Origin of the sequence: Acinetobacter pullicarnis (assembly GCF_006352475.1) — a bacterium.
In the GTDB taxonomy this organism is placed as follows: domain Bacteria; phylum Pseudomonadota; class Gammaproteobacteria; order Pseudomonadales; family Moraxellaceae; genus Acinetobacter; species Acinetobacter pullicarnis.
In genome coordinates this window covers 2,435,797-2,448,505 of the sequence record NZ_VCMZ01000001.1, presented here as the reverse complement: position 1 = coordinate 2,448,505, position 12,709 = coordinate 2,435,797, and the positions used below count along the sequence as shown (strand labels likewise).

At 42.5% G+C, this 12,709-nt stretch carries 9 protein-coding genes; 4 read left to right on the top strand and 5 right to left on the bottom strand.

Going from position 1 to position 12,709, the window contains the following annotated elements; all coding sequences use genetic code 11:
* The first annotated feature begins 93 nt into the window (after nucleotides 1-93).
* The gene (locus tag FD716_RS10795) at nucleotides 94-2,337 is read left to right on the top strand and encodes a TonB-dependent receptor domain-containing protein (protein WP_171477025.1); all 2,244 of its coding nucleotides are present in this window, start codon (nucleotides 94-96) and stop codon (nucleotides 2,335-2,337) included.
* A gap of 270 nt (nucleotides 2,338-2,607) precedes the next feature.
* Nucleotides 2,608-3,456 (top strand): hypothetical protein, encoded by an 849-nt coding sequence (locus FD716_RS10790; RefSeq protein ID WP_139852349.1) that lies wholly within the window; start codon nucleotides 2,608-2,610, stop codon nucleotides 3,454-3,456.
* 183 nt (nucleotides 3,457-3,639) lie between these two features.
* On the opposite strand, the gene FD716_RS10785 is transcribed toward FD716_RS10790, so the two are convergent.
* Nucleotides 3,640-4,992, bottom strand: a complete 1,353-nt coding sequence (locus FD716_RS10785) for an amino acid permease (RefSeq protein WP_139852348.1) — start codon at nucleotides 4,990-4,992, stop codon at nucleotides 3,640-3,642.
* A 227-nt stretch (nucleotides 4,993-5,219) separates the two neighbouring features.
* Here FD716_RS10785 and FD716_RS10780 point away from each other — a divergent pair, with 227 nt between their 5' ends.
* The gene (locus FD716_RS10780; protein WP_139852347.1) at nucleotides 5,220-6,227 is read left to right on the top strand and encodes an ion transporter; all 1,008 of its coding nucleotides are present in this window, start codon (nucleotides 5,220-5,222) and stop codon (nucleotides 6,225-6,227) included.
* Between the two features lie 89 nt (nucleotides 6,228-6,316).
* On the opposite strand, the gene FD716_RS10775 is transcribed toward FD716_RS10780, so the two are convergent.
* Nucleotides 6,317-7,546, bottom strand: a complete 1,230-nt coding sequence (locus FD716_RS10775) for an MFS transporter (protein WP_139852346.1) — start codon at nucleotides 7,544-7,546, stop codon at nucleotides 6,317-6,319.
* A gap of 442 nt (nucleotides 7,547-7,988) precedes the next feature.
* Between FD716_RS10775 and gltS the strand changes: the two genes are divergently transcribed.
* Complete coding sequence (gene gltS, locus FD716_RS10770; protein WP_139852345.1) at nucleotides 7,989-9,203, top strand: sodium/glutamate symporter; 1,215 nt, start codon at nucleotides 7,989-7,991, stop codon at nucleotides 9,201-9,203.
* A gap of 130 nt (nucleotides 9,204-9,333) precedes the next feature.
* Here the strand turns inward: gltS and FD716_RS10765 are convergent, their stop codons facing one another.
* The 3 genes from FD716_RS10765 to metE form a co-directional block, all read right to left on the bottom strand.
* A complete protein-coding gene (locus tag FD716_RS10765) occupies nucleotides 9,334-10,002 on the bottom strand; it encodes an epoxyqueuosine reductase QueH (RefSeq protein WP_139852344.1) in 669 nt (222 codons plus the stop codon).
* Nucleotides 10,003-10,041: 39 nt separating this feature from the next.
* The gene (locus tag FD716_RS18895; RefSeq protein ID WP_171477024.1) at nucleotides 10,042-10,212 is read right to left on the bottom strand and encodes a hypothetical protein; all 171 of its coding nucleotides are present in this window, start codon (nucleotides 10,210-10,212) and stop codon (nucleotides 10,042-10,044) included.
* A gap of 154 nt (nucleotides 10,213-10,366) precedes the next feature.
* Nucleotides 10,367-12,658 carry a 5-methyltetrahydropteroyltriglutamate--homocysteine S-methyltransferase gene (metE, locus tag FD716_RS10760; RefSeq protein ID WP_139852343.1) on the bottom strand — a complete coding sequence of 764 codons (2,292 nt, stop codon included), beginning with the start codon at nucleotides 12,656-12,658 and terminating at the stop codon, nucleotides 10,367-10,369.
* Nucleotides 12,659-12,709 lie beyond the last annotated feature (51 nt).

The window sequence follows — 12,709 nt, the reverse complement described above, 5'->3', positions numbered from 1 at the left end:
ATCGGCTTTGCGCAATGTCATTGCCGACGTTATTGGTATAAGTATTTGAAAAAAATGAATAACAATCATCTATCTTGTCAGGGAAGCGTCACCATGACTTCACACCGTTGTATCTCGCATTTGCACTGGCTGAGTACTCAGCAAATAAAATCTCCACTTCAACGTCTTGCACTGTGCATCAGCAGCCTTATGCTGAGTACCGCAAGTTTTGCTAGTGAGCAAGTCACAGCGCATGCTGAAATCGTTTCATTGCCAGTGATTAAGGTCTATGCCTATAAAGATCAAAAAACGGCTTCAAATCTCACCACAATAAGTCGCAATCAATTGGATCAAATGGGTGCCAATGACATGGCTGGCATTGTCAAATATTTACCCTTGGTGAGTGCACCGAAGGCAAGCAGTGGCAGTGGTGCTGCTTGGGACAGTGCCGGAACCAGTGGTTATAATATTCGTGGTGTTGATGGCAACCGAATTGGTTTAGACGTGGATGGGATTAATCTCGCAGATGCCGCACCACAGCCTTCGAGCATAAAAGCCAATAGTTATGGGGTTGGTCGTAACTTTATCGATCCAGAAATGTTCGCAGAAGTGGATATTCGTTCGGGCACCACAGATGTTTCTAAAGATGGGATTGGTGGGCGAGTTTCATTTAAAACCAAGTCACCTGAGCTGTATCTCAAAGACCATAAAAATGCCTATGCAGCCTATAAAACAGGTTATTCATCTGCCGATGATGCCTGGTTAAATTCGGTCACCGCGGCCATCGGTAATGAAACTTTGCAAACTTTGTTGGCCTATGCACGTCGCGATGGTCATGAAATGAAAAGTGAAAGTATCCGTAAAGTGAATCCAGCTGATTGGCATTCTGATGCGGTGCTTTCAAAGCTATTGTGGAATATCACTGCCCAGCAGCAACTCGGCTTTACTTTTGATTATTATCAAAGAAATACCGATAGTTTTATCGATGCAGAAACTTTGGGTAAATCCTATCCTAAAGGGGGGATGCAACATGAAAAAGCACAGCGCAGCCGTTATGCACTTGATTATCGGTTGAATGCTGAAAACCTATTATTCGATCAACTGAAAACGCAGCTTTATTATCAAGAAACCACCAATAAAAATTTATTGAATGCATTTTATTTATATTACCCCCGTAAAATCCAAAATGATTTTGAAAATGAAGTTTGGGGACTCAATGCAGATGCAATTAAAGTTCAAGGGATACATGATATTCAATATGGTTTGAGTATGAGCCAAGCCAAAGATGACCGCCCTTGGATCTCGACCAATACCGATACCGATACGAGTAAGCAAGCCAATTTAATGGTGGCCTCGGATACCCAAAAATATGCGCTTTATGCACAAGACAGCCTACATTTTACGCTAGCAGATCGTGATTTGACTGTGAGCCCAGGTTTGCGTGCCGAGTACCAAAAATTTGATCCAAAGAATACCAATAAAATCTTGAACTCCAATGCCAAGCGTGAACAGGTGCAGTCTGCAACCAATCATTATCTGGCACCGAGTTTGGTTGTGTCTTATCAACTTTCACCAGACTATCTCAGTTATGTGCAATACCATCGTGGTGCACGTATTCCTAGCGCGAGTGAAATGGCGGGCAGTTTTGACAGTGGCCATGGTTATTCTATCCTTGGAAATTCAAAGCTTAAAAAGGAAAGCAGTGATGCTTTTGAGTTGGGCTTTAAAACCACACCGATTACTGGTCTTCGCTTGGATCTCTTAGGATTCTATACGCGTTATAGCGACTTTATTGATTATCAAAAACTGTCTAAACCGGTTAATGGTGACTTTATGATGACCTATCAATTGCAAAACTTATCACAAGCCAATATTTGGGGAGGAGAGCTTTCTGCGCATTTAGATCTGGCGGCATTTATTAACGATGCAGATGGCTTTAGTCTGGCCTTGGTTGCCGGCAAAGCAAGAGGAACTTCAAAAGATCATCATGGGTTACGCGGTGGAGTAAATTCAGTTCAGCCTGAAAAGGCCAGCTTGAGCTTTGCTTATGATGCTCCTGAACATGTCTATGGGGTCGGTGTGATTGGGACCGCTGTGGGACGTCGTTTAGCAACACGTGATGCCTCGATTGATAGTTCGACTGAGAAGTATCAGCCCGTTGCAGGTTATGCAATTGCAGATTTATCAGCCTATTGGAAGTTAAATAAATACGCTAAACTCAATTTGGGTTTAAATAATATATTTGATAAAAAATACCGTGACTATGCAACAGTGGGAACCTTAACCTCAGAAAACCTGATTGATCGTGCAACGTTGCCGGGACGTAATTTGGTGGCAAGTGTGGAGTTTAAATACTAATAGTTAAAGGTTAAGGGCCCACAGTTAAGCATTCAGCCAAACTTGACGGTGACATTACGCGCTTAAAACCTAAATGAAAGCCCTTAAACCAAGTGTGCCTGAGTCGCTGCTTGGTTTATTGGTACATAAGGTGATAGTACCTTATCAATCAAAATGTATTTATCAGACACTGTTTTCATTAGGCATTGTTTTGATTAGATATTGTTTTAAATAGATATGGCTTTATATAGATATTATTTTAATCACTTGGTATTGGGGTAGGGAACGGAAATGAAAAAATCGATATGGGTACTGATGTTTGCGCTGAGTGGTATGAGTTATAGCTTTGCAGATGCGACAACCGATGCCTATTCTACAGGTATCAATGAATCTGAAGCCGCGATGAAAACCCGTTGGATACAGACCTTTGCGGGTAAAGATGCAAAAGAGATCAGCAAGAAAAATTTTATTGCACAATTTACCGCGCAATATGCCGATTTGTTTAAGCAGCATAAAAATGTCACACAAAACCAATTTGTCGCCTATGAACAAGCCAAATTAGAACAGCAGATTGCCGTGCATCGTGAAATGTCGATGAAACAAGCCGATGTGCGTTTTGGAATTTTAAGCAATAAAGCAGCGTTTTTAAGCTTAAAGCAATTTCAAGATACAGGGATTAAGACCTTTAATAACTTCGATAAAAATGGCAATGGTTATGTCGATCAACAGGATGTCGAAGCGAATACACAGATTGATACAGCGCATGCTGGTACAGCATTTCGGTTGGTGATTTCAATGCCCATGCCGACGACTGTAAATGAGTTTATTGCAGAATACGGCCAAGGCAAACAGTATGTCAGCTTGGCAGAGTACTTAACTTTGCGTGAAAAGCAGTTTAATCAAATGGACAGTGATCACAATCGTCAGGTGACTGAACAAGAATATGTTGCTGAATTTAAACAGCGTTATGATGCCAATATCGAGCAAAGCAAAGCTGCACAGGCACAGTTTGCACAGCAACGTTTTGCGGCAATGGCAGGCCAGCAGCAGACGATCAATGCCAAAGATGTGGAAAAATTTGCACAGCAACTGTTTAAACATTGGGACAAACAGGGCAGTGGGGTGATGAAGCTGTACTAAATCCATATGACTTATATCCCGTAATACAACATCAAGCCAAATATCATTCGCTTTCAAAGCCAATCAATAGACAGTTGATTGGCTTTTTAAATGCTGTAACGTTTTAAAAAAATTAAAGCTAAACCCAACAATTTCACTTGTGCTGAATCCTAAAGTGTCATGGCCTGCGAGGGGCATTCGGGCTTAATTCGGTTTTTTCGCTTTAAGTGCATAGGCTGCAGCTAAACAGATTAACCAGACTGGAATAAGCGTCACGGCAATTCGCATACTTGGGGTGTTCCACATAATCAATAAAATACCCAGCATAAAGATCACGCAAATATAGTTGGTGATTGGATAGGCAATGCTTGGGAAAATACTGACTTTTTTCAGTTGCAGCATTTTCTGCTTAAATTTGATGTGGGTGAGCGATAACATCATCCAGTTAATCACAATTGCAGACACCACCAAACTCATCAACAATTTAAAGGCTTTATCTGGGAATAAATAGTTCAGGAGCACACAAATCGCAGTCACCACAGCGGAACATAAAATGGCGGCATAGGGAATACCACGACTGTTGATTTTGCCCAATACTCGTGGTGCATTGCCTTGTTGCGCTAAGCCCAAGAGCATGCGACTGGTGGCATAGCTGGTGCCGTTATACACAGAAATTGCCGCAGTCAAAACAATAAAGTTCAAAATGGTGGCCACGCCAACATTGCCCAGTGAGTCGAAAATCAAGACAAAGGGGCTGCCGCCTTCTGCAATCTGATTCCACGGATAGAGTGACAGTAAAATAAAAATCGTACCGACATAGAACAATAAGATCCGATAAACAATTTGATTAATCGCTTTGGGAATGGTTTGGGTTGGGTGCTTGGCTTCAGCCGCAGCAATGCCGACCAACTCGATCCCGCCAAAGGAAAACATAATAATCGCCATCGCCATGACCAGACCTTCCCAACCATTGGGAAAGAAGCCACCCAATGCCCAGAGGTTTGATACAGAAGCGGTTTCACCAGCATGACCACTGGCCAATAGATAGGCACCAAAGCCAATCATGCCAATAATCGCTAAAATTTTGATGATAGAAAAGAAAAACTCAACTTCACCAAACACTTTGACATGCATCAGGTTAATCACATTGATTAAGATAAAAAATCCCAATGCAGAAACCCAGTTGGGGATTTCAGGCCACCAATACTGTACATACAGTCCGATGGCACTCAGTTCGGCCATACACACCAACACATTGAGCACCCAGTAATTCCAACCCGACATAAACCCTGCAAATGGGTTCCAGTATTTGTAGGCGAAAAAACTAAATGAACCACTGACGGGTTCTTCAACCACCATTTCACCCAACTGACGCATCATAAAGAAGGCAATCAGTCCAGCAATGGCATAACCTAAAATTACGGAAGGACCTGCCAGTTTAATGGTTTGAGAAATCCCCAAAAACAGGCCAGTACCAATTGAGCCCCCCAAGGCAATCAATTGAATATGGCGATTGCTTAACTCATTTTTTAACTTACGGTGTTGCTGAGATGACATAAAGAATCCAACTGCAGTGGTATCGACAGAATATTGACCACTGAAAAAAGCATAGAAAAACAGTCCCAATATAATAATCTTTTATGAATTAATAAAACTTTATTTATGAATGTTCAGTATTTAGCAGTAAATTCATCCTGAATAACGATGATATTGCATGAGATAAAATTTGGTAAATATAACTTTTGCGTATTACCATGAGCAGGACTTCAGCATAAGATTGGCCCATGATTAAAAATGAATGGTATAAATTCAGAAAACTCGTCTATAACTATTTACATAATGACGACTACGAAACCGTTTATAGCCGCTGTATAAACTATCTGTTAATTGCTTTGATTATTGGTAATGTCATTGCGGTATTACTGGAATCTGTCGATTCAATTTATGCACGGTACCATGTATTTTTTAAATATTTTGAAGATATTTCGATTGTTGTTTTTAGTGCCGAGTATTTGCTGCGTTTCTGGAGCATTGCCGATGAAAAACCACAACAGCCAGCGTGGAAAACCCGATGGCAGTGGGTTACCAGTGGTGCGGCAATTATTGATTTATTGGCTATTTTACCAGCCTATATCAATTACTTCGTACATATTGATTTGCGCTTCTTACGAACGCTCAGACTATTGCGTCTGCTGAAATTGACCCGTTATTTTGTTTCCTTGCAGATCTTATTGCGGGTGATTGCGCGTGAGAAAGGTTCTTTTCAAGCGGTGATCTTTATTTTAGGGATTATGATTGTGATGGCTGCCGCTGGGGTTTATGTGGTGGAAAATAAAGCTCAGCCAGACATGTTTAGTTCTATTCCAGAGTCAATGTGGTGGGCGGTTGTAACCTTAACCACGGTCGGTTATGGCGATGTCACCCCAATTACCCCAATGGGGCGTTTTCTCGGTGCGATTATCACCATTCTTGGGGTAGGCTTGGCTGCGCTCCCCGCTGGTATTTTGGCGACAGGTTTAGCCAATGAACTTGAGCTGAGAAAACAAAAATTGGAGCAAAAGTTTCAAGATCTATTAGAAAGTAAGGGAATTGATTTAATCACGGATCAGAAGATGATTGAGGAAATTCGTCGGGAAGTTGGTCTAACTCCTGAACAAACACAGGATATAATCTTGCAGTTAATTCGAGAGCAACGAGAACAAGACCGTACTGCGAACCGAGCAGCAGAAAAAGTAGCCAACAATGAAGGACATTGCTTTTGCCCACACTGTGGCAATAAATTACAGCACTGAGTCTATTTTTCAGGGCGACTTGCAAGCAAATGTATTGTGTAAAAGCCAGATATTCAAATCTGGCTTTTACATTGAGCTTAAGTTTAAGTCTAGGCTTTGCGGGCTAAGGCCAAAGTCAGCAATAAAATCGCTAAACCGATCAGACTCAATACAAAGCCCACCCAGATCGGTGCAAGCCAACCCATTTGCTGATTGATGACCCAGCCACCTAAAAAGGCACCTAAGGCATTGGCAAAGTTAAATGCTGAGTGATTTAACGATGCTGCAAGGGTCTGTGCATTGCCTGCAACATCCATGAGTTTGATTTGTAAGGCACCACCTAAACCAATAATGGTTAAGCCAATTAAAAATAATGCAAGTAGTGCACTATAAAGTTGTTCCATCATAAAGCTGGCAAATACGAAACTACAGGCCGAGCTGATCAGCACCGCAATCATGGTGCGATTCAGGTTTTTATCGGCAAGCCAACCTGCAGTCAACCCACCAATCACCATACCGAGCCCCAGTATGGCCAAAGCAACTGGAACAGTTTGGATATCCGCATGGGTATATTCGGTTAAAATCGGTGAAATATAGGTATATACCGAAAATAAGCCACCAAAACCAATCGCACCAATTGATAGGGTCATCCACATGTGCAGGTTTTTAAGGCCAGCCAATTCGGTTTTGATACTCGCAGTTGCATGCACAGGAACTTTGGGTACAAAAGCAGCCATAGCGCACAAGCAAATAACGGCCAAAAGTGCAGACAATTCAAAACCAGCGCGCCATCCAAAACTTTGCCCCAACCATGTCGCCATGGGCACACCCAGTACCGTTGCAAGCGTCAGTCCAAGCATAATCCGCGCAACGGCGGTGGCTCTTTTTTGAGGTCCTGCAAGTTCAGCCGCCACCAATGCGGCAATCCCAAAATAAGCGCCGTGGGGTAAGCCTGCGACAAAACGAGAAATGAGTACCCCACTGGCATCACTGGCCAATGCAGTGGCTAAATTGGCCAACGCATAAAACAGCATCAGTAGCAGTAGCATGGTTTTACGGGGAACTTTGGCTGCAAAAATAGCAATGACGGGTGCACCAATCACCACGCCTAAGGCATAAGCACTAATAAAATGACCCGCTTCAGGCACGCTGACCTGTAAGTTACTGGCGATTTCTTGGATCAGGCCCATGGCGACAAATTCAGTCGTACCAATACAAAAACCACCTAAGGCCAGTGCAAAAATAACCCAAAACAGTGAATAGGCAGGTGTGGGTGCGTTGGCAGAATGGCGTTGTTTGGGTTGGTGTATATCAGTTGTGGTATTCGTCATAAAGGTCATTACTTGGATGAATGTAGAGGATGTATAGCCTAGCGGTGCAGATCATTTAGTTAAATTGCAGCAGTCCATCGAGCAATCAACTGAATTTAAACATATTGACTAAGTATTTACAGCTTTAAGCGGTCTATTCAAAGCCATGTTATTGCAATACTGCAAAGATTCTTGGCGTTTAGCGCAGACCTGATGCAAATACAGCTGGGTAGAATTGAGGCAGTTGTGATTTTTTCGATACTGTTGCGGTTACATAATACAATTTAACTAAAGTGGCTATTAGTGGTATGAAAATAGCAAAGCTGAAATGTAGTTACTACAATTTGTACGCAATCAATCGCTTTATATCCTATGTTCGGTATTTAGGCTTTTGTGGTCAGTTATGTGTTGACAAATCTTGCGCTACTTTTTTTAGTACACCAGCAACTTAATACATAGGAATGAGTAAACAATGAATTTTCAGGTTGATGCTTTTGGTACGATTGTCATTGCTGTTTTTGTTCTGTTTATTGGGCGATTCTTACTGCAACATATTTCCTTTTTACGAAATTATAATATTCCAGAGCCTGTTGCTGGTGGGCTGGTTGCAGCACTGGTTGCATTCATTTTATTTTACTATTTTCAGCTGAGTGCCAGTTTTGATCCACAAATACAAAGTGTATTGATGTTGATGTTCTTTACCTCAATTGGGCTGAGTGCCAGTTTAAGTAAATTAAAAAAAGGTGGTAAGGCACTGTTTACTTTTCTAATTTGTGTCGCGCTTTATGTTCTAGTGCAGAATTTTGTTGGGATGAGTCTGGCAACCTTGCTTGGATTAGATCCGTTAATTGGATTGATTGTTGGTTCTATCACTTTAACCGGTGGGCATGGAACCGCAGGTGCGTGGGGAACAGTGCTTGAGCAGGAGTATGCGATTCAAGGCGCTGTGGTGTTGGGGATGGCCAGTGCCACCTTTGGTTTAATTATTGGTGGAATTGTCGGTGGACCCGTCGCCAAGTTTCTGATTAAACGTCATCAATTGGCAGAGATACAAACTGAACACGATACCCATTTGCCACAGCACGATGTGGCTGCATTTGAATACTCCAAACAAACTCGACTGATTACTGCAAGTGATGCGATTACGACCTTGGGGCTATTTGCTGGCTGTATTTTCTCTGCCAATTTTTTGGCGCAGTGGAGTGCTGGGCAATGGTTTGAGTTGCCAACCTTTGTTTGGGCTTTAGGCAGTGGTGTTATGGTTCGAAATGTCATTGAAATGCTATTTAAGCAAGAGATCTTTGATCGTGCCATTGATGTATTTGGTAATGCATCCTTGTCACTTTATTTGGCCATGGCCTTGCTTTCGCTACAACTGTGGTTGCTGGCAGATTTGGCAGGTGCGTTGCTGATTATTTTATTGGTCCAAACTGTAGTACTGATTTTATATACCATTTTTGTGACCTTTAATGTGATGGGCAAAGACTATGATGCCGCAGTATTGGCCGCAGGACACTGTGGTTTTGGGATGGGGGCAACGCCAACCGCCATCGCCAATATTCAGGCGGTCACCAATCGCTACGGCACATCACACAAAGCTTTTCTTATTATTCCACTGTGCGGTGCTTTTTTTGTCGATATTATTAATGCGGTGGTGATTCAAACCATTTTAAGGATTTTTTCATAAAACGATTTACATAGGAAAAAGCTGACGAGAAAAAATCTGACTGGAAAACAACCTGAGTCGGTCTTTTAGCAGAGTTACTCAGGTACTAGAAATGGGTTGGAAATTTACAGGCTATTTTATTAAAGCTGCGCTAGGCTTCATCTTGATCCATGGCATTGCTATAAAACTTTTCACCCAAGCGAATTCGATCACGGCCTTGACTCATACGCCAGCGATTGGTATCTCGGAGTGAATAGACACAGCCGCAATATTCTTGTTGATAAAATTCTTCACGTTTACTGATATCAATCATGCGACTGGCACCGCCACTTTTACGCCAGTTATAATCCCAATACTCAATACCCGCATAATGCGCTGCTGCACGTTGACCACAATCATTGATTTGCTTCATGTTTTTCCAACGCGAAATACCAAGTGAACTGCTGATCAGACTGTAGCCATGCTCGGCAGCATACAGTGCTGTTCGCTCAAAACGCATATCAAAACACATGGTGCAACGAATTCCACGTTCTGGTTCTTCTTCCATGCCCTTTGCGCGTGCGAACCAGTTGTCGGTGTCATAGTCGCAGTCTATAAATGGAATATTATGTTTTTCGGCAAAGCGAATATTTTCGTCTTTGCGGATGAGATATTCTTTGACAGGGTGAATATTGGGGTTGTAGAAGAAAATCGCGTAGGGGATATCCGCCTCAATCAATGCTTCCATTACCTCGCCTGAACAGGGCGCACAACAAGAATGAAGCAATAGCTTGTCATGACCTTCGGGCAGTTGTAGTTTAGCGCGCGTAGCAATAGACATGGCAAGCTCAATAGGGAAAAAGTGTATTTTAAGTTTTATTCAAATCAATGTCAGTGCTATCGGCATCGATTGTATTGAATGTTTTTCAGTTTGAGCTGAGTTATTTTCAGCTAAATCTTTGACCGGATTAATTATTTTTTGAAAAATTTGGTTTTTCTCATCAAAGCAGCAATGCAAAGGACCGCTAAAAGAAGTGGTTATTTGAGCCATAAAAAAACACCGCATTGATGGTTCAATACGGTGTGCACTAAAACGAAGTTGATTTATGCTTAGCGTATGCTTCGTTTATTATCTTTTGATTAAAGCTCTCGTTATTCATGATTTTATTGTTAAAAGTCTTATTGTTGTCTCGAACTTTTTGGGTCTAAGCATTTTTTAATTCAGCACGAACTTGCTTCGCCATTTTGACCAATTCGGTCAGTGCGGCTTTGGTCTCATTCCAGTTCCGGGTTTTTAAACCACAATCGGGATTGACCCACAACCGTTCAGCAGGAATGGTTTGTAGCGCTGCATCAATCACCATACGCATGTGATCTGCAGTGGGGGTGCGTGGGCTATGAATATCATAAACACCAGGACCAACTGCATTTGGATAACCTTGCACGTGGAATACTTCAAGTAACTGTAAACCTGAACGTGAAGTCTCAATGGTAATCACGTCTGCATCCATCGCGGTGATTTGTGGTAAACAATCTTTAAAGTCCGAATAACACATATGAGTATGAATCTGAGTTGCCAGATTGGCACTGCTGGCACAATGTTTAAATGATTTAACCGCCCAATCCCAATATTCAGCTTGCTCGGCTTGACGTAAAGGTAAACCTTCGCGGAATGCTGCCTCATCAATTTGAATGATTGCAACCCCAGCATCTTGTAAATCAGAGACTTCTAGTCGAATCGCTTCAGCCAACTGCAAGCAGACTTCACGGCGGCTACGGTGTGCAGGTGGGAATGACCAATTTAAAATGGTCACTGGGCCAGTCAGCATTCCTTTCACGATTTTGCTGGTCAAGCTGTTGGCATAGGCAATCCATTTCACCGTCATTGCATTTGGGCGACTGATATCGCCAACAATAATCGGTGGACGTACACAGCGGCTGCCATAGCTTTGTACCCAACCAAATTTAGACAGCCAGAAACCATCCAGTAAGCCTGCAAAATATTCAACCATATCTGTGCGTTCAGCTTCGCCGTGTACCAATACATCAAGCGCTAATTGTTCTTGCTGTGCAATGGCATAGGCAATTTCATGTTGCATTGCTGTTTCATAGTCTGCATCTGATAAGTGACCGCTGTTCCATGCCGCACGTGCTGCCCGTATTTCAGCCGTTTGTGGAAAGGAGCCAATGGTGGTGGTTGGCATTAAGGGCAAATTCAATGTTTGTTGTTGTGCTTTAAAGCGAATTTCAAAGGCTTCAGTGCGTTCTTGAGCAACAAAATCAAAAGTATTCTGAGCAGCTTTGGTTAATTTTTCATTGGCATTGATGTTCCCTGTCGCCAGCGCAACCAACTCATCCAGTTTTTGTCGGGCAAAGGCCAATTTCCCCTCTATTGCTGCTGGCACCTGTTCTGAACGTAGATCAACGGGTACATGTAACAATGAACAACCCGTTGCGAGCCACAGACGCTGCCCTAAGGCTTTTTGTGCAGTTTGTACAATGTCATGTAGGGCGATTAAATCACTGGCCCAAACACTACGACCATTGATTAAACCGAGTGAGAGGATTTTATGGCTGGGCAATTGGTCTATGACTTTTTTCCAGAAAAATTCACCTACTTTTTCACGCGTAATATCTATATGTAAGCCAGCAACGGGGAGGTTGACCGCCAAATTTAAGTTGTTCCCTAGGGTTTCAAAATAGGTCGCAATAATCAGTTTTAAACCATCACGGCGTTGCAGTAAGTTGTAGACACGCTCAAATGCGGCTTGCCACTCTGGTGCAAGATCAAGTACTAAAATGGGCTCATCAACTTGTACATATTCAACGCCACGTGCTTTAAGTTGGTCAAACAAAGCTGCATAGATTGGCAGGAGGGTATCGACAAATTTTAAAGTCGCTTGATCTGCACCCATATCAGCATGATCAGTCGCACAGTCACAAGCATGCTGTTGGGTTTCTGTGGTTTGAGTATCTACAATACGTGATAAATATAAGAAGCTAAGCAGGCCAGGCACGACAACCTTTAAGGGTTGCCCCAAGGCTTTGGCGCGATCCACTTGGGCCAATAAATCATCAAAGTTAGGATTAAATTGTTGGGTCGGGCTAAGTTCAGGCACCAAGTAATGGTAGTTGGTATCAAACCATTTGGTCATTTCAAGTGCTGCAACATCATCACAATTGGGTGCACGCCCCCGGGCCAAATAGAACTGTTGGTCAACTAGGTTTAATTTTTCTGCATTTTGAAAACGCGCTGGAATCACACCGAGACGAACGGCATGGGTCAGGATCGCATCATACAATACGAAATCCCCCGTGGTGAGCAAAGATAAACCTGCATCGACTTGCGCTTGCCAGTTACTGGCTTCTACTGCTTCAGCTTGAGCAAGCAATTCAGTTTGACTTGTTTCACCTTTCCAATAGCGTTCTGCTGCAAATTTAAGTTCACGTTTTGTACCAATGCGCGGGTAACCGAGAATATGCGTTTGAATAGCCATTGACTGTCCCCTTAATTTAAATTGTTAATTTTCATCTGTTGAGACAATCAT